Source organism: Zunongwangia pacifica, assembly GCF_023499215.1.
Lineage (GTDB): Bacteria > Bacteroidota > Bacteroidia > Flavobacteriales > Flavobacteriaceae > Zunongwangia > Zunongwangia pacifica.
The window spans coordinates 15,649-33,456 of the sequence record NZ_JAKHSK010000013.1 but is presented as its reverse complement, the minus strand read 5'-3'; the positions used below and the strand labels follow the sequence as shown (position 1 = coordinate 33,456).

The 17,808-nt window shown below is 35.9% G+C and carries 16 protein-coding genes; 13 read left to right on the top strand and 3 right to left on the bottom strand.

Features of this window, described 5'->3' with window-relative positions:
- Position 1: 1 nt before the first annotated feature.
- Positions 2–571 carry a hypothetical protein gene (locus tag L1967_RS10510; protein ID WP_249601585.1) on the bottom strand — a complete coding sequence of 190 codons (570 nt, stop codon included), beginning with the start codon at positions 569–571 and terminating at the stop codon, positions 2–4.
- Between the two features lie 421 nt (positions 572–992).
- Between L1967_RS10510 and metG the strand changes: the two genes are divergently transcribed.
- The 4 genes from metG (at position 993) to L1967_RS10490 (ending at position 7,206) form a co-directional block, all read left to right on the top strand.
- Positions 993–3,080 carry a methionine--tRNA ligase gene (gene metG / locus L1967_RS10505; protein ID WP_249601584.1) on the top strand — a complete coding sequence of 696 codons (2,088 nt, stop codon included), beginning with the start codon at positions 993–995 and terminating at the stop codon, positions 3,078–3,080.
- Between the two features lie 42 nt (positions 3,081–3,122).
- Positions 3,123–4,475 (top strand): H(+)/Cl(-) exchange transporter ClcA, encoded by a 1,353-nt coding sequence (gene clcA / locus L1967_RS10500; protein WP_249601583.1) that lies wholly within the window; start codon positions 3,123–3,125, stop codon positions 4,473–4,475.
- Between the two features lie 213 nt (positions 4,476–4,688).
- Entirely contained in the window at positions 4,689–6,143 is a 1,455-nt protein-coding gene (locus tag L1967_RS10495) for a hypothetical protein (RefSeq protein ID WP_249601582.1), read from the top strand.
- 160 nt (positions 6,144–6,303) lie between these two features.
- Positions 6,304–7,206, top strand: coding sequence for a histone deacetylase family protein (locus L1967_RS10490; protein ID WP_249601581.1), 903 nt, complete (start codon positions 6,304–6,306; stop codon positions 7,204–7,206).
- Here L1967_RS10490 and L1967_RS10485 read toward each other — a convergent pair.
- Positions 7,203–7,493 (bottom strand): DUF3861 domain-containing protein, encoded by a 291-nt coding sequence (locus L1967_RS10485; protein WP_249601580.1) that lies wholly within the window; start codon positions 7,491–7,493, stop codon positions 7,203–7,205. The genes L1967_RS10490 and L1967_RS10485 overlap by 4 nt on opposite strands.
- 213 nt (positions 7,494–7,706) lie before the next feature.
- On the opposite strand from L1967_RS10485, the gene L1967_RS10480 reads away from it, so the two are divergent.
- Together L1967_RS10480 and L1967_RS10475 are read left to right on the top strand one after the other, a co-directional pair.
- On the top strand, positions 7,707–7,961 hold the full coding sequence (locus L1967_RS10480; protein WP_249601672.1) for a DUF4212 domain-containing protein: 255 nt from the start codon (positions 7,707–7,709) through the stop codon (positions 7,959–7,961).
- 46 nt (positions 7,962–8,007) lie between these two features.
- Complete coding sequence (locus tag L1967_RS10475) at positions 8,008–9,780, top strand: sodium:solute symporter family protein (protein ID WP_249601579.1); 1,773 nt, start codon at positions 8,008–8,010, stop codon at positions 9,778–9,780.
- An 80-nt stretch (positions 9,781–9,860) separates the two neighbouring features.
- Here the strand turns inward: L1967_RS10475 and L1967_RS10470 are convergent, their stop codons facing one another.
- Positions 9,861–10,193, bottom strand: a complete 333-nt coding sequence (locus L1967_RS10470; RefSeq protein WP_249601578.1) for a single-stranded DNA-binding protein — start codon at positions 10,191–10,193, stop codon at positions 9,861–9,863.
- Positions 10,194–10,521: 328 nt separating this feature from the next.
- Here L1967_RS10470 and L1967_RS10465 point away from each other — a divergent pair, with 328 nt between their 5' ends.
- The 7 genes from L1967_RS10465 to L1967_RS10435 all read left to right on the top strand — a co-directional run bounded on the left by L1967_RS10465 (position 10,522) and on the right by L1967_RS10435 (position 17,730).
- Positions 10,522–11,322 (top strand): hypothetical protein, encoded by an 801-nt coding sequence (locus L1967_RS10465; protein WP_249601577.1) that lies wholly within the window; start codon positions 10,522–10,524, stop codon positions 11,320–11,322.
- A 53-nt stretch (positions 11,323–11,375) separates the two neighbouring features.
- On the top strand, positions 11,376–12,080 hold the full coding sequence (locus L1967_RS10460) for a carboxypeptidase-like regulatory domain-containing protein (RefSeq protein ID WP_249601576.1): 705 nt from the start codon (positions 11,376–11,378) through the stop codon (positions 12,078–12,080).
- A gap of 18 nt (positions 12,081–12,098) precedes the next feature.
- Positions 12,099–12,593 carry a DUF7000 family protein gene (locus L1967_RS10455; RefSeq protein WP_249601575.1) on the top strand — a complete coding sequence of 165 codons (495 nt, stop codon included), beginning with the start codon at positions 12,099–12,101 and terminating at the stop codon, positions 12,591–12,593.
- A gap of 14 nt (positions 12,594–12,607) precedes the next feature.
- Complete coding sequence (locus L1967_RS10450) at positions 12,608–13,285, top strand: TlpA family protein disulfide reductase (RefSeq protein ID WP_249601574.1); 678 nt, start codon at positions 12,608–12,610, stop codon at positions 13,283–13,285.
- A gap of 13 nt (positions 13,286–13,298) precedes the next feature.
- Entirely contained in the window at positions 13,299–13,511 is a 213-nt protein-coding gene (locus L1967_RS10445; protein ID WP_249601573.1) for a hypothetical protein, read from the top strand.
- A 145-nt stretch (positions 13,512–13,656) separates the two neighbouring features.
- Entirely contained in the window at positions 13,657–15,300 is a 1,644-nt protein-coding gene (locus L1967_RS10440; protein ID WP_249601572.1) for a MutS-related protein, read from the top strand.
- Positions 15,301–15,558: 258 nt separating this feature from the next.
- On the top strand, positions 15,559–17,730 hold the full coding sequence (locus L1967_RS10435) for a S9 family peptidase (RefSeq protein ID WP_249601571.1): 2,172 nt from the start codon (positions 15,559–15,561) through the stop codon (positions 17,728–17,730).
- Positions 17,731–17,808 lie beyond the last annotated feature (78 nt).

Below are 17,808 nucleotides of genomic sequence, written 5' to 3'. Positions count from 1 at the left end.
CCTAATCGCGGTACATAATGGTAGAAACTTTTAGATTTAAGGCTTCGATTTCTTCAGGAGTGGCATTAATAATTCGGTCTCCATAAAACTTATCCGCTATTTCTCCTTCCGGGTTTAAAAACACGCGGATATTCGAATCTTCCAGTTTTCCGCCATTCCAATCTACGGCACCGCTATAATCCCAGCCGAATCCGTAGAATTTCACCTCTTTTCCGTTAATTTTAGTCAGCTCATCATACGTTGTCCCAATTTTAATTCCTGTCGCCGAGCTCCATTTTCCATCTTCAGAATAATTAATATCAAAAATCGATGTTTTCGGGGCATCTTTCCAGGTAATTAAAATTTCGTTCTTGCTACCAGGATATAAAACAGTGTAAGGTCGCTCTTTAGTCCCTTCCTCCATAACTCCGGTACCATTTTCAGGGTTGGAGTCGCTATACATGCTTATTACCTGCTGATAATTTTTATCCTGTAGAGATTCTATGGTAAATTTATCACTTTTTACCGCTTTTTTACTTCCGCCACAAGCCGCAAGGCTAATGATTACAAATAATAAAAGTAGTTTTTTCATTTTTGGTTAGTTTTTACTGAAATTTGTAGTCTCAAAAGAGATGATTAAAATTTTATTTATCGATTTATGGTCATTATAAAAAACACTCCTATTTTTTTACAATATCATGCTACTAAATTAGAAACAAATTGAAAGGCGACACGGTGTTTTGCAAGAATTTAACGCGTATTATAACGCAGTTGCTTACCTTTACGCCCTTAAATCGTTCCTTGCAAAAAGGAAGATGAATTTTAAAAATAAATCCCCGATATATCGGGAAAATGAATCGAATCCCGGGAAACCGGTAAACTACCTCAGGGCAAGCCCATGAGGCATTTATTAGAAAATTATTTTTTATTTCGGGGCATCCCAATCCCGACGGCTATTGGGAGTAGACCGGAATATTTAATCTCGATTATCGAGTAAAAGTTAAAACAGAAAAATGAGTAACACGCCAAAAAGATATACAATTACGGCAGCTTTGCCTTATACTAATGGACCTATACATATTGGGCATCTATCGGGAGTTTATGTTCCGGCAGATATCTATTCTCGATTTTTAAGAATGCAGGGGCACGATGTAGCTTTTGTTTGCGGAAGCGACGAGCATGGGGTACCTATTACCATTAAGGCTAAAAAAGAAGGAGTTACTCCACAGGATATTGTAGATAAATACGACGGAATTATTAAAGATTCGTTTAATAACTTCGGAATTTCTTTTGATAATTATTCGAGAACTTCTGCTGAAATTCATCATAAAACGGCTTCAGCATTTTTTAAAAAACTATATGAAGACGGAAAGTTTATTGAAGAAACTACAGAGCAACTTTATGATGCCGAAGCAAAACAATTTCTTGCCGATCGTTTTGTAACCGGTACCTGCCCAAAATGTGGTAACGAAGAAGCCTATGGCGACCAGTGCGAAAGCTGCGGAACATCGCTAAACGCTACAGATCTTATCAATCCAAAATCGGCCATTACCGGTGCCACACCAACTTTAAAGGAAACGAAACACTGGTTTTTACCTTTAGATCAATATGAGGACTGGCTAAAAGAATGGATTCTTGATGGCCATAAATCTGACTGGAAACCGAATGTATACGGACAGGTAAAATCCTGGATCGATGATGGTTTACGTGCCAGAGCGGTAACCCGTGACTTAGACTGGGGAATCCCGGTACCGGTTGAAGGTGCCGAAGGTAAAGTACTCTACGTTTGGTTTGACGCTCCTATTGGCTACATTTCTTCTACTAAAGAATGGGCCGAGCGTGAAGGAAAAGACTGGGAGCCCTACTGGAAAGATAAAGACACCAAATTGGTTCATTTTATAGGGAAAGATAATATCGTTTTTCACTGTATTATTTTTCCGGTGATGCTTAAAGCGCATGGCGATTATATTTTACCAGAAAATGTACCGGCTAATGAGTTTTTAAATTTAGAAGGTAAAAAATTATCGACTTCTAAAAACTGGGCGGTTTGGTTACACGAATATCTTAACGATTTCCCCGGCCAGCAGGATGTATTGCGCTATGCATTAACCGCTAATGCGCCAGAAACAAAAGACAACGATTTTACCTGGAAAGATTTTCAGGCTAGAAATAACAACGAACTGGTAGCCATTTTCGGGAATTTTATTAACCGCGTGGTGGTATTAACCAATAAATATTACAATGGCGAAGTTCCTACCCCAAGAGAATATTCGCAGGTAGACGAAGAGACTATTGCGGCCTTGAAAGCCTATCCGGCAGTAATTGCAAGTTCTATCGAAAAATATCGATTTAGAGAAGCCCAGGCCGAACTAATGAACCTTGCCCGTTTGGGGAATAAATATCTGGCAGATGCCGAGCCATGGAAACTGGTAAAAACCGACGAAGAACGCACCAAAACCATTATGTATGTGGCGTTACAAATCGCATCGGCACTGGCTACAATTAGTGAACCTTTTTTACCGTTTACTTCAAATAAATTAAAAGAGATTTTGAAATTTAGTGCCGAAGAAAGAAATCTTAATGAAGATGAACTTTCACAATGGGATAAAATTGCCACTCGCGAAGCACTTTTACCTGCCGGGCATATTATTGGTAAAGCCGAATTACTTTTCGCTAAAATTGAAGATGAAAAGATCGAAGTTCAGCTACAAAAATTAGAAGCTTCTAAAGCAGCAAATGCTAAGGCCGACGAAAGTGTAGAGCCACAAAAAGACACTGCTACTTTTGAAGATTTCACCAAAATGGATCTTCGTGTAGGAACCATTATTGAAGCCAATAAAATGGCAAAAACCAAAAAACTAATGGTGTTAAAAGTAGATACCGGATTAGATAAACGAACTATCGTTTCTGGTATCGCAGAGCATTTTAAAGCCGAAGAGTTAATTGGAAAAAAGGTAACGGTTTTAGCGAATCTTGCCCCAAGAAAATTACGAGGCGTAGAAAGCGAAGGCATGATCTTACTTACCGAAAATAACGAAGGTAAACTGGTTTTTGTAAACCCAGATGAAGATGGGGTTTTTAATGGTGCGACAATAAATTAAAGATGTCACTAACTATAGTACCTAACCGGTAACGCAAAGGATATGGGAAAAACTGCTTATTTTTATAAAGTTGCCCAGCGTAATATTAAAGCAGATGCTAAAAATATAAACGTTTTATTGTATTCTTTGATTGTAGGTATTATAGCAGGCCTATTATCTTCTGCTTTTAGAATATGCATTTCTAAAATTGAGATCCTTAGAGAAAAATTGTATGGAAATTTCGATTTTTCCCTATCACCGATCTTAGAAGGTATAGGACTAATATTATTAATCATCGGGGCTATTCTTATAGCCCTTTTTTTAGTTAAAAAATTTGCTCCCGAAGCTGGTGGAAGTGGAATCCAAGAAATTGAAGGCGCTTTAGATGAAGTTCGACCAACCCGCTGGAAACGGGTGTTACCTGTAAAATTTATAGCCTCTATTTTTTCTTTGGGAAGCGGAATGCTTTTGGGAAGAGAAGGCCCCACGGTACAAATTGGGGCCAATGTAGGCAAAATGGTCAAGGAGCTCTTTAAGCAGCAAGATGAGCAAAACAACCCTCTCTTATCTGCAGGAGCAGCAGCAGGACTGGCAGGTGCTTTTAATGCGCCACTTTCGGGGATTGTTTTTGTTATTGAAGAAATGCACGGGCATTTTAAATTCAACTTTTACTCGGTTGCCGCTATTATGATTGGATCGGGAACTTCAGATCTTATTGTTCGTTACTTAATTGGTGAGGATCCCGCACTTTCTATTAAAATATTTACATCGCCAGACATTAGCGAGATTTGGCTTTTTGGGTTATTAGGACTCTTGTTTAGTTTTATAGGCTACCTTTTTAATAACATTTTACTAAAATCGCTGGATATTTTCGATCAGCTTAAAAACCCTATTCTATTTTTTAGCATTGGTTTGGGAATTATAATTGCTGTACTTAGTATTTATTTCCCGGATATGACGGGTGCAGGCTACAATACGATTAAGGATGTATTAGGGCATTCTTTTACGATATGGGTGCTCATCATTATGTTTGCAGTTCGGTTTATCCTTTCTATTTTAAGTTACAGCTCTGGTGTTCCCGGCGGTATTTTTGCCCCTTTATTAAGTTTAGGAGCTATTTTTGGGATGGTTTTCGGGTACACCATTCAGCATTTTAACCCTCATTTAATTAACGAAACCGGGGTCTATGCGGTTGCCGGAATGGCAGCAATATTTGCATCTACCGTTAGGGCGCCACTTACCGGGATTATGCTGGCCATAGAAATCACGTCTAATTACGAGCTTACGCTTCCGTTGATAATTACCACAGTTACAGCTTCTGTATTTACCGCATTTTTAGGAAACAAACCCATTTATACTTCTTTGTTAGAACGAACAATACGTCATTCTAAACCATCTAAAACTCAATTAGAATAACAGGTATCTTTCGTGATTTTTAAGACGAATTTTATTTAGAAAAATGCTACAATATTTACTTATAATGAGAATGTTTTTCTATAAAAGCACGCTCTCGTGCAAAACCGATTTACTATTAAGAATCCAGCAAAATCAAACTTTCGCGATCGTTTTTAATTGAAATTTTAAGTTGAAAGAATATATTTGCACCTCATAATTTTAACATCTCTAAACGTGAAAAAATTTTACACTCTCCTTTCAATTTTAATTTATTTTAGCTTTAATCTCCAAGCTCAAAACAGATATTTCGACCTTCCAAACGATCTAAAAGACAGTAACCGTTCCATAAAAGAGGTTTTTACCATAACAAATGATGAAAATGGGAACTTAACCCTTTTTATAGATGATAACAAAACGTTTAATGCCTACATCTACAATAAAGAAGTAAAACAGGTAAATCAACTTAAATCCGATGGTTTACCGAATAAATATGACAACATAATAGGTTACGTTCAGAACGGAGAGGCAACCACATTGTTTCTACAGCATAGAAACAAAAGAAAATTTGGAGCCATACAGTTTGATTTTTCAACCAAACAAACTAAAGAAATTGAGTTCGATTTCAAACTCAAAAAAGAAGCCTATATAGAAGCTTTAAGTAAAAACAATAAGCTCTATTTATTAACCATTGAAAAAAATTCATCGAACCTAAATATTTACACTTTTAATGGCCTAAAACAATCAAAGAATAAAATAAATCTGGATTTTGAATATAGGATCAAGGATATTCACTCAAAAGATCTTCATGAGATGCTACTGAGTCACAATGGAATGAGTTCAAGTATAGAGGTTGAAAAAATTGATAATCAAGTCCCTATTAGTATAGAACTGGCCAGTGCTACTAATAAACTGTATAAAACGTTAAATGGTTTCGATCTTACCTTAGATAAAAGCATTTTTGAAACTTTTCTTATCTCGGTAAATCTAAAAAATTATACTGCCAAAATTAAGCAATTTGAGAAGCCCAAATTTAGTGCGTTGAACGAATATCACAGTAATTCTTTTCTACTGAATAATCATATTTATCAGGTAGTTGCGAATTCTAATGAGTTATATTTTGAAGTAAAAAACAGAAACTCAAATGAAATTCTTAAAAAGATATTTCTAACGAAGGATGAAGAAATTAATTTTAAAAACACTCCGATTATTCAGGATAAGGAAGGGGATTGGTTTGCTCCTCACCGCGAGCTGGAAAAAACTTCCAAATTTCTAAGAAAAATTGATAATGAAAATATAGGTATTTCAGTTTTTAAAAATGATGATAAAAATATTATCACCATAGGAAGCCATTTGGAAATAGCAGCAGGAGGTGCTCCTATGATGATGGGAATGCCAGGAGTAGGTGGTATGCCCGGGATGCCATTGTATGTTTCAGGTAATTTTAGTTTATACGGTGGTGCTTACTTTTCATATACCAGAGGGAAATCGGTACGTATTAAATGCTTATTTGACCAAAATTTTGAACATATCGACGGACCGATCAAGGACAATGTTTTCGATAGAATCAAGAAATTCACAAAAGAACTTAAAAATAACGATACCGCAGAGAATGTGTTTAAATGGAATGATCATGTTTACTATGGGTATTATTATAAAAAGAATGATTCTTATAGAATAAGACAATTCTAAAATATCAAACCTAGAGACTGTCTAAAAACTCAATTTTAGTCAACCTGAACTTGTTTCAGATCCCCCTAACTATTTTTAAATCAATTAGATGAGATTCTAAAACAAGTTCAGAATGACATTTTTGGGATATTTTTAGACAGCCTCTTTTTTTATATTACTTATGCTCAAAATTGCCTTCCACCCTATTTACAAACATCCTTTACCAGAAGGACATCGTTTTCCCATGGAGAAATACGATTTGCTGCCTAAACAACTTTTACATGAGGGCACGTGTGAAAAGCAACATTTTTTTGAGCCAAAACCAGCAGATCTGGCAGATATTCTTGCGGTACATACCAGAGAATATTTCGAAAATTTAACGAATCTTACGCTGGATCGAAGAGCGATTAGAAAAACAGGATTTCCACTTTCTCAGGAACTGGTGGATCGTGAAATCATTATTGCGGGCGGCACTATTGAAGGTTGTCATTATTCTTTAGAACATGGAATTTCAATGAATATTGCCGGTGGCACGCATCACGCTTACAGCGAGCATGGCGAAGCCTTTTGCCTGTTGCACGATCAGGCAATTGCGGCAAGATATCTTCAGAAGAAAAAATTAGCTGAAAAAATACTGATTATCGATCTGGATGTTCATCAGGGAAATGGTACGGCTGAAATTTTTAAAAATGATGATTCAGTCTTTACATTTTCGATGCATGGCAAAGGAAACTATCCTTTTAGAAAAGAGATTTCAGACCTAGATATCGAAGTTCCCGATGGCTCCAAAGATGAGTATTACCTAACAACATTAAAAGAAACGCTACCCGATCTTATTGAAAAAGTACAACCAGATTTTATTTTTTATCTGTGCGGAGTAGATATTCTGGAAACCGATAAACTTGGCCGACTTTCTTGTAGCATTGATGGATGCAAAGAACGTGACCGATTTGTATTGCAAACCTGTCACGACCTAAGAATCCCGGTACAATGTAGTATGGGTGGCGGTTATTCTCCAGAAATTAAAGTAATTATCGAAGCACACGCCAACACCTATCGCTTAGCGCAACATATTTATTTTTAGCTGGCTTTCAATTTTTTCATGAATTTGACGAATTCTGGCTGAAATTCTTCAAATAAAGGGTGCTTTTTATTTTTCAGCATTACTCCGCTAAACAATTTTAATCCCAGCGCAAATTCGGTTGCTTCGGCTTCGCTTTCAAAAAGTTCTTTAGATTTTACAGCATCTATAATTCCGAAGATCTCATCATGATTTCCAAATTCAAATTCGATATTTTGATGCTTAACATCTTCTTTTAGGGTAGATATCGTCTCTAACTTAAGGCGGTAAACATTAGCTTTCTTTGCCATTTTCTTTTTTATGCAAATTACCATATCCAAAAGCTAAGGCGGGATTTTTTTAAAATAGATTCACTAACATTTTTGATAGCATCTCCCTATTCTATCCCAAAGAATATAGATTACCCTACAGTACAGGATACATAAATCGTATTTAAACAATATTTTGTTTGAAATATTTAAACTTTATTTATTAAATTTTGAATATATTTTTAATACAATGACATTTTGAAAAACAAAGCAAAAAAATATTGGCGCGAAAACCTCAAATATCTGTTTATACTTTTAAGCGTATGGTTTATTGTTTCCTTTGGTACAGGAATTTTATTTAAGGATTTTCTAAATCAGTTTAAAATTGGAGGTTTTAAGCTCGGATTTTGGTTTGCACAGCAAGGCTCTATTTATGTTTTTGTGATCCTTATTTTCATTTACATACGCTTAATGAATAAACTGGATAAAAAATATGGTTATTCCGAATAATCAAACTTTAAAATATTAAAACTCACCTCAACTTAACATCACAAATATGGATGTACAATTATGGACCTGGATCTTAGTCGGCATTAGTTTTACGCTGTATTTTGGTATAGCCATCTGGGCCAGGGCTTCTTCTACTAAAGATTTTTATATCGCCGGTGGTGGCGTTTCTCCTTTGGCGAATGGTATGGCCACAGCAGCCGATTGGATGAGCGCTGCTTCCTTTATCTCCATGGCCGGACTTATATCTTTTAGCGGTTACGATGGCTCGGTTTATTTAATGGGGTGGACAGGCGGTTACGTTCTCCTTGCTCTTTTACTGGCGCCATACTTAAGGAAATTCGGAAAATTTACGGTTCCCGATTTTATCGGCGACCGTTATTACTCTAATTCTGCCCGAACCATTGCCATTATCTGCGCTTTAATTGTTTCGTTTACGTATGTTGCAGGACAGATGCGCGGCGTAGGAATTGTATTCTCTCAGTTTTTACAGGTAGATATTACCAAGGGTGTGCTTATTGGTATGGCGGTCGTTTTAGTGTTTGCTTTTTTAGGCGGAATGAAAGGGATCACGTACACACAGGTGGCCCAATATTGTGTACTTATTTTTGCTTTTATGGTACCTGCTATTTTTATTTCCATTCAAATGACGGGCAATCCTTTTCCACAAATTGGGATGGGCGCTAAGGTAGAAGACGGCACTTTTCTTCTGGATAAATTAGATCAATTACATACCCAGTTAGGATTTAAAGAATATACCAGCGGCACAAAATCTACCTGGGATATATTTGCCATTACCCTGGCTTTGATGGCAGGAACTTCTGGTTTACCTCATGTTATAGTTCGCTTTTTTACGGTACCGAAGGTAAAAGATGCCAGAAAATCTGCCGGATATGCTTTACTGCTTATTGCCATTTTATACACTACAGCACCCGCAGTTGCGGTTTTTGCCAGAACCAATCTCATCACAACGGTCAATGAAACAGCCTATAAAGAATTACCCGAATGGTTTAAAAATTGGGAAAATACCGGGTTAATTTCATGGACCGATAAAAACAACGACGGAAAGATCCAATATCGAAATTCTGAAGCGGTGAACGGGAAGCCACTTTTTACCGATAAAAGAGGAGCAAATGGTGAACGTATTATTAGCAATCCCAGTGCAGCTGAAAATGAATTATATGTAGATAAGGATATCATGGTTTTGGCCAATCCAGAGATTGCGCAATTGCCTAATTGGGTAATAGGTTTGGTCGCCGCCGGTGGACTTGCTGCTGCTTTATCTACCGCTGCGGGATTATTATTGGTGATTTCTACTTCTGTTTCTCACGATCTGGTAAAAAAGCAATTGAAACCAAATATTTCAGATAAAGGAGAACTTTTAATTGCAAGAATTAGCATTTTGGTAGCGATAGTTGTTGCCGGTTTCTTCGGGATTTATCCGCCTGGTTTTGTTGCAGCTGTCGTCGCATTAGCATTTGGGCTGGCCGCAGCCTCTTTCTTCCCGGCTATAGTATTGGGAATCTTTGATAAACGAATGAATCGTCAGGGAGCTGTAACTGGAATGATCGCTGGAATTAGTTTAATGCTATTTTATATGATCAGGTTTAAAACAGGATTGATAGGGATTATGGATCCGCTTCCAGAAAGTGAATGGTGGTTTGGCACATCTCCAGAAGGTTTTGGCGTTATTGCCATGCTGGTTAATTTTATCTTGGCTATCGTTATTTCTAGACTTACGCCTGCCCCACCAGAAAATGTACAGCAAATTGTTGAGGACATCAGGATTCCAAGCGGTGCCGGCGAGGCACAAATGCATTAAAAATCTAAAAATAAAACTCCGTTTTCTATGATTAAAAAAACGGAGTTTTTGATTTACACTAAGATCAATCCCAATTCGATCTACTTTCCTAACAGCAGGATTTCGTTGCATATAATTTCGGTAATATATCTTTTATTGCCTGTTTTATCTTCATAACTCCTACTGGTAAGTTTACCATCTATTGCGATTTCTTTTCCTTTAGGCACATAATTTTCGACCAAATCTGCCGTTTTCCCCCAAGCTACAAGATTATGCCATTGGGTTTCAGAAACCCTCTCTCCTTTGGCATTTTTATAATACTCGTTGGTTGCAATAGAAAATTTCGCCAGTTTTTTACCTGAATCTAAATTTACAATTTCGGGCTCTGTGCCTACGTGGCCAATCAATTTAACGCTGTTTCGTAAAGTGCTCATAACTATAGAATTTAATTGTAATTGAAAATCATTCGTTCATTTCAACACTGCAAACATAGATGAGCATTAAAACTATATCCGTCTGTAAACTAATTGTTTTCGTATAGATACGTTTGTAAACGATTGAAGTCGTTTGCAAACGACAAAATTTATTGAATATCTCGCTAGTAAACAATAGCTTAAGAATAAAGGCGTTTTATTTTTATCACTATTAAATTATCCATTGAAATCAAACCTTACTAAAAAGATACTTGGCGTTTTTAAGTATCTGGCCATTTATTATCTATCTATTAAAATGATCTGTTTTGGAGTTCCCAAATTGCTGTTTATGCAATTTAGGATCTTGCATTACGAGTCATTTTTACCGCTAGTCGAAATATCTAAATATCAACACATGTGGTCTTTCTTTGGAAGGTCATATAATTACAATATCTTTATTGGTTTAGCTGAGCTATTGATAGGAATTTTAATCGTTTTTAGAAGAACAAGATTAATTGCTTTATTACTCTCCATTGGGATTTGCCTAAACATTCTAATACTAAATATAGAATTTGAAATTTACTTTGCAATTTCACATATCATCTTGGATCTTGTCCTAACTATCTTATTGTTATTTGAATATAGAAAAGATCTTTATAAATTTTTTATCCTTAATAGCGGTAAGTTTAAGACATCATTGCTTCCGAAGAAAAAAGGATTCGTACATAAGCTTCCTTTTCTATATGTTTTAATCCTGCCTATTGGTTACGGCATATTTTCGTATAATATGAAATCTAAAGTAGACGACACGATTACTGGAAGTTATACGATTGAGGAGTTTAAGATTAACCATTCAGACATCAATATTAAAAAAGGGAAATTAGGATCTGATCCCATGTTATTTTTAGAATATAATCAACAGGCGGTAATCTCTATTAATGATTCTATTTACTATGGCGCATATTCGATCTTTAAAAGAGAAATTAGAATGTATTTTGACCCTCCGGTAGATCAAATCAATTCGATCACAGGGCGCCTGGATAAAGAAAATTTCACCATAAATGGAGTGATGAATGACTCGATACCTGTTATGATAAATCTTGAAAGATTAACAGAAAAGAAAGACTATTTAAACAGCTTATATAATTAGTACTAAATTTTAGTCCTATACTATGCTAATGTGGTATTCACAAATTGAAAACTATGAAAATCTCTATTGAAATTCCTAAAGCCTGTGGTGAAAATTGGGAACACATGATGGTTTCTCAGCAAGGAAAATTCTGCCAGGTTTGTAAAAAGGAAGTGATCGATTTCACCAAAACTGCCGAGGTTGAGTTATTTGAGAAAATAAAAAAAGGACAAAAAATTTGTGGCAGATTTAAACAATCTCAGCTTTCTCATGATTTAAAATCTAACAACTCTAAAAGCAACTGGAAACAACTAGCTGTAGCGGCAGGATTTACTTCAGTTCTGGCAATCGCTGCGCCGGCAAATGCTCAAAAAACTTCAACTAAAACCGAACAACTAGAGAAATCTTCAGAAAAAAATTCCGAAGAAAAACATTCAATTTCAGCTAAAGATAGTATTATAATTTCTGGCACCGTGATCGATGAAGACGATCTTCCTATTCCTGGCGTACACATTAAGCTCATAGATTCTAAAATTGTAACGCAAACCGATTTTGATGGAAATTTTAAAATTATCCTAGCTGAAAAAACTACCGCAAATAATCTCAAATTAGAGTTTACGTCTATTGGTTATGAAAACAAGATTATAAATGTCGATGCGAAATCTACAAGTTTAAACATCGAGCTAAAAATGGAAACTTTACTAATGGGAGAAGTCGTGATTGTAAAGAAAATGAATGTTTTTAGAAGAGTTGGTCTTTTCGTCAAAAGATTATTTTAGCAGGACAATTTCCTTTTTATGAAAAATCTAAACGATTATATCGCCAGTTACCAGGCTCAGCTTCAAAAAGGCGATATTCTTATTGCTTACAAAGAACTGGTTTCATTCGTTATGAAACTTAGGACTGATCTTAAGCGAGATTCTTCTTTTGATTATTCGGTTACCGGAATTTTGCATGGCTATCTGGATTATACGTATTTCTATTTTTCTAATGATTTTCTGAAAAGCAAAAAACTAAAATTCGGATTGGTCTTAAACCACCTCGAAATGCGATTTGAACTTTGGCTTTTGGGTAATACTGCTGAAATTCAGAAAAAATACTGGACATTCTTGAAGGAAACAAAATGGAATAAAAATCGCATGGAAATGCCAGATTATTCAGTTTTAGAAGTGGTTTTAATCGAAACGCCCAACTTTGACGATCTCCCACTTTTACAAGAAAACATTGAAATCGAATTGAATAAAAATCTATTGGAAATCTCAACATTCTTGTATAAAAACACTAACTTTTAGACATAAAATGAAACATGTCATTCAAAAATCATCATTACCTCATCCCCTTTATTATTATTCTTTGTGCTTCCTGCAAAAATTCGGATAAAAATTTAGCTGAAAGCGCTTCTTTAGAAGAAGAGCCTATTCCTACCCTACAATACAAAACAATTGATACAACTAGCGCTAAAGCCATTTTAATTGGTAAAACAGATGCTCCCTATAACTTTAAATATTTTAATCTTTTAGTTCATACCGGTCTCTTTAACGAAGTATCAAACCTAAAAAAAGAAAATCATGGAGATTCGATAAAACTGAAGGATATTTTTAAGAATGATCCTTCAAAATTTAAATTAATAGATCATTGGGCTAGTTGGTGCGGCCCTTGTATTGCTGAAATTCAAAAGTCTGATGAGTATAACCCGATGCTAAAGGAAAATGATATTTCTACCGTGTATATCTCTGTCGACGAGGATCTGGAAAAATGGGAAGAAACGGTAAATCAGCTTGAAGATTACACGAATAAAGAACAACATTATCGTTTTGCCGACTTTAAAAAATCAAATTTAGCCCGTGTTTTTCTGCAATTAGGTAAAACCAAAAATAGATATTCTATCCCTAAGTACACTGTTATTAAGAACGATAGTATTATTCTTTCCACTAACTCTCCGCGACCATCTAAACAGGAAGAATTTTTGAGCATATTAAATTAGCCAATTCTATTAAATGAATCTAGAAGAAGAAAATAAAAGAAAACGCGCAAAAGCAAACTTAAGCAATAGTGAATGTCTACGGTTTTTCATTTTGCCTTTTACTACTCCAAGAGCACGATATAAGTCTACAGATGATTTTAGCCAATCAGAGTTAGAACGTTTTAAAAAATATGGCTACGGTACTAAAGTGGACGACCTATTGGCAAGTTTACAAGACATTTGTTAGAAAATCATCTTTATTTTGAGGCAAACCTCGGAGCGTTTAATCTCGATTATCGAGTAAAACAAGCCAATGAACTAATCATTTACGGCATTATTTTTTGGATAGGATTAGCTTCAATTATTGGCTATCTTGTCAATAAATTTTCTTAATGCAGCTGTATTATTTCCTTGCCATATTCGGGATTGCCCTTTTCTTACTGGTTCGGTTCTTAAAGAAAAGATCTGAAAGAAATCATATAAAAAACCTTAAAGAAAACTGGGCAAAAGCCAAAAACGAAAAATTTAATTTCGATCAGATTAAAAGTTATTGTAACGCCCAGCTTCATATTGGCGATTTTCATCAAATTAACGATCAAACGGCAAAAGATCTGGATCTCGAAGCGCTTTTCACGCTTTTAGATCGAACCACTTCCAAACCCGGACAACAATATTTTTATAATCACCTTCGGAATATTAACAGTCAAGCGCAATTAAAGCGATTTTCGACATTTTCAGATACATTTTTAGAAGATGAAAATGATCGCTTAAAAATCCAGTCGCAATTATCGAAAATGAACCATTACAATGCATACGATTTTGTTAGGTTAATTACAGATGAACCCATGTACCGTCCCAAATGGATCGTTTGGGTATTTATTCTTAGTGCTTTAGCCATTTTTAGCTTGGTTGGCGGTTTCTTTTATCCCATATTATTCCTGCTTATCCTTCCGGTTTTTATGGCCAATATGGTATTGCATTATCGCAACAAAAACAACCTCAACTATTATCTAAATGCGGTCCATCAGCTTAGCATTGCTATAAAATCAGGAAACAAAATATCGAATTTCGATAATATTAAAAGCTATTTTAAGGATCTGTCTTATCTACGGTCTGTTCAAAAAATTCAGTTTAAAACCTCGCTAATTAGTTTCGAAAATAAGATCAATGATGAATTTGCCTTTTTGGGGTGGTTTTTATTTGAAGTATTAAAAATCACTTTTAATATCGAAATCTTGTTATTTTTCAGCTTTCTAGAGGACATTCAGCATAAAAGAAACGATATAGAAAAACTTTTTCGGTATTTAGGCGAGATCGATTCGGCAATTGCAGTGGCATCTATCAAAACTGAATATCAAGATTACACATGCCAGCCTAACTTCAGCAATAAAAAAGAGATCAGATTCAATGAAATTCGGCATCCATTAATCAACGATTGTGTTCCTAACGACTTACAGCTTTCAGAAAAAAGCATGCTACTTACCGGCAGCAATATGTCTGGAAAAAGCACTTTTATAAGAACAGTCGCCATAAATACCTTGTTGGCCCAGACGCTCAATAGATGTTTTGCTGAACATTTTACGGCTCCGTTTCTAAAATTATATTCTTCAATAAGAATTACCGATAATCTAAGTGAAAACACCAGCTACTATCTGGAAGAGGTCTTGCAAATTAAAAAGCTCCTAGATGCATCTAAAGAAGACATCCCTAAGTTGTTTGTGTTAGACGAGATTTTTAAAGGAACGAATACCGAAGAACGTATCGCAGCCGGAAAATCTATTTTATCCTATTTAAATACCTCACAAAATATAGTGATGGTTTCTACCCATGATATTGAACTTACCGAAATGCTGACGAAAAACGATTTTGAGCGCTATCATTTTAGTGAAAGTATTCAAAACCAGGAATTAATTTTTGATCACAAGCTAAAAGAAGGGCCGCTTAAAACTAAAAATGCGATAAAGATCTTGGCGCTCTACAACTTCCCAAAACAGATAATTAACGAAGCTGAAATGTTAAAAAACAAATCACGTTAAACCATTTAGTTTTTCCCTAGTCTAAATTATCAGATTAACTTCCTGGCATTTCACTTTTTTGTCCTGAATGTAAAATTTCTATTTCTACCCCTAACTATACGCCAGGAAGTTAAATCGTTTTATGTGCTTATTACAAACTAAACTGTTTGATATTTACAATTTCTGGTGAACTAATAATCTTAACCTACTTACAGAAATAATTCTACAGGACGTATTGAAAAATTCTTTTTAAATTGAACCCTAAAGCAAGTATTCATAATGAGAAAAATAGTTACCCTTCTTTGTGCACTTAGCATTTCTGTTTCGGGAATGGCACAACAGTCCCCAAAAAAATTAACCACCCAAGATTACGAACAGGCCACAAAATTTCTTGGCTTTAATACCTACCCCTTGGTTGATAAAAGCAACGTAAGCCCTAACTGGTTAAAAAATGGTAGTTTCTGGTATGATATTCGGGTTAATGGAGACCGCCAATATGTGCTTGTAGATCCAAAGAAAAAATCAAAGCAAACGTCCAATTCTCTGGAAGAATTAATTGGAAATCCATCAGAAAATCAGCAAAGAGGATCATGGACAGAGGTTGCTTCTCCAGATGGTTCTAAAGTAGTGTACATTAAAGACTGGAATCTTTGGATGCGAGACAACAAAACGGGTGAAGAAACACAACTTACCAAAGATGGCGAGAAAAATTATGGTTATGCTACCGATAATGCAGGGTGGAAACATAGTGACAAACCTATTGTGCTTTGGAGTCCAGATTCTAAAAAGATTGCCACTTTTAAACAAGATCAGCGTCATGTTAGCGATATGTACTTGGTAGAGACTAAAGTTGGAGAACCAAAACTTGAAGAATGGAAATATCCAATTCCGCAGGATTCCGCCATCATTAAAATTGAACGTGTAATTATCGATACAGAAGATAACGAGATCACTAAACTAAACATTCCGGCAGATGCAAGACGTGGAACTCTTTGCGACGACATTGCCTGCGATGGCAGCTTTGGTGATAACGAATGGGCACCAGACTCAGAGACCTTAGCTTTTGCTTCGGTTTCCAGAGATCACAAGAAAGTAACCCTTCGAGTAGCTGATGCTGAAACCGGAGAAGTGAGAGATATTTTAACGGAAGAAGTAGCCACCCAATTCGAATCGGGACAAGGCACTATTAACTGGCATTACTTACCAGAATCTGATGAAATTATCTGGTATTCTGAACGTGATGATTGGGGGCATTTATATCTTTATGATCTGGAAAGCGGAGAGCTAAGAAACCAAATCACAAAAGGGGATTTTGTAGTGACCAGTTTAGTTGAAGTAGACCAAGACAAAAGAAAACTCTACTTTTATGCACAGGGAAAAGAAGAAGGTCACGATCCTTACTTTAGTTATTTTTATAGCATAAACTTTAATGGTAAAGGATTAAAACTTTTAACTCCGGAAAACGGCACACATAGCGTTTCCCTATCCCCTGACAACAACTACTTTGTTGATAATTATTCACAGCCTAACGTTCCCAATGTTGCAGTACTTAGGGATAGTAAAGGCCGAAAAATAATGGATCTTGAAAAAGCAGATATTTCCCGCTTAGAAGCCATAGGCTGGCAGGCTCCTAAACCAATAAAAGTGAAGTCTGCCGATGAACAATGGGATTTATACGGACTCATGTTTACGCCCACAAATCTGGATGAATCTAAAAAATATCCCGTAATAAACTACATTTATCCCGGCCCGCAAGGTGGTGGTGTTGGCCCTCGTGCCTTCTACCCTTCCCGTGGTGACCACCAGTCGTTGGCAGAACTTGGTTTTATCGTGGTAATCATCGATGGTAGCTGTAATCCTGGTCGATCTAAATCGTTCCACGATGCATGCTACGGAAATATGGGAGACAATACGTTGGAAGACCAGATAAGCGGACTAAAACAGTTAGCTAAAAAATACCCTTATATGGATTTAGACCGTGTGGGGGTTTGGGGACATTCTGGTGGTGGATTTGCCACTGCAGATGCCATGTTTTCTTATCCTGAATTTTATAAAGTAGGGATATCTGAATCTGGAAACCACGATAACAGAAACTACGAGGACGACTGGGGCGAGCGTTATATCGGACTTATAGAAGAGACCGAAAACGGAAAAACAAATTATGAGCTACAGGCCAACCAGTACAATGCTGCGAACCTTCAGGGAGATTTGTTAATCGCTCATGGTAATTTAGATGACAATGTTCCCCCTTATAATTCGTATTTAGTGATCGATGCTTTAATTAAAGCGAATAAAGATTTTGATTTAATCATTTTCCCAAATGCACGTCATGGTTATGGGACCGATAGTTATTATATGACGCGAAGAAGATGGGATTATTTTGTTGAAAATCTTATGGGCGCCGAGCATCCAAAAGAATTTAAAATAGAAATGCCGGAAAGAAGAAGATAATTTCTCCTGAATTCAAAAAATAGAAAAGCCAGTAGATCTAAGATTTACCGGCTTTTTGTATTTTAGACTTTAATATCG

Excerpts from the sequence above, each read along its gene's own strand:
- L1967_RS10510 (WP_249601585.1), bottom strand. The coding sequence starts at position 571 with ATGAAAAAACTACTTTTATTATTTGTAATCATTAGCCTTGCGGCTTGT.
- metG (WP_249601584.1), top strand. The coding sequence starts at position 993 with ATGAGTAACACGCCAAAAAGATATACAATTACGGCAGCTTTGCCTTAT.
- clcA (WP_249601583.1), top strand. The coding sequence starts at position 3,123 with ATGGGAAAAACTGCTTATTTTTATAAAGTTGCCCAGCGTAATATTAAA.
- L1967_RS10490 (WP_249601581.1), top strand. The coding sequence starts at position 6,304 with ATGCTCAAAATTGCCTTCCACCCTATTTACAAACATCCTTTACCAGAA.
- L1967_RS10485 (WP_249601580.1), bottom strand. The coding sequence starts at position 7,493 with ATGGCAAAGAAAGCTAATGTTTACCGCCTTAAGTTAGAGACGATATCT.
- L1967_RS10475 (WP_249601579.1), top strand. The coding sequence starts at position 8,008 with ATGGATGTACAATTATGGACCTGGATCTTAGTCGGCATTAGTTTTACG.
- L1967_RS10470 (WP_249601578.1), bottom strand. The coding sequence starts at position 10,193 with ATGAGCACTTTACGAAACAGCGTTAAATTGATTGGCCACGTAGGCACA.
- L1967_RS10465 (WP_249601577.1), top strand. The coding sequence starts at position 10,522 with ATGCAATTTAGGATCTTGCATTACGAGTCATTTTTACCGCTAGTCGAA.
- L1967_RS10460 (WP_249601576.1), top strand. The coding sequence starts at position 11,376 with ATGAAAATCTCTATTGAAATTCCTAAAGCCTGTGGTGAAAATTGGGAA.
- L1967_RS10455 (WP_249601575.1), top strand. The coding sequence starts at position 12,099 with ATGAAAAATCTAAACGATTATATCGCCAGTTACCAGGCTCAGCTTCAA.
- L1967_RS10450 (WP_249601574.1), top strand. The coding sequence starts at position 12,608 with ATGTCATTCAAAAATCATCATTACCTCATCCCCTTTATTATTATTCTT.
- L1967_RS10445 (WP_249601573.1), top strand. The coding sequence starts at position 13,299 with ATGAATCTAGAAGAAGAAAATAAAAGAAAACGCGCAAAAGCAAACTTA.
- L1967_RS10440 (WP_249601572.1), top strand. The coding sequence starts at position 13,657 with ATGCAGCTGTATTATTTCCTTGCCATATTCGGGATTGCCCTTTTCTTA.
- L1967_RS10435 (WP_249601571.1), top strand. The coding sequence starts at position 15,559 with ATGAGAAAAATAGTTACCCTTCTTTGTGCACTTAGCATTTCTGTTTCG.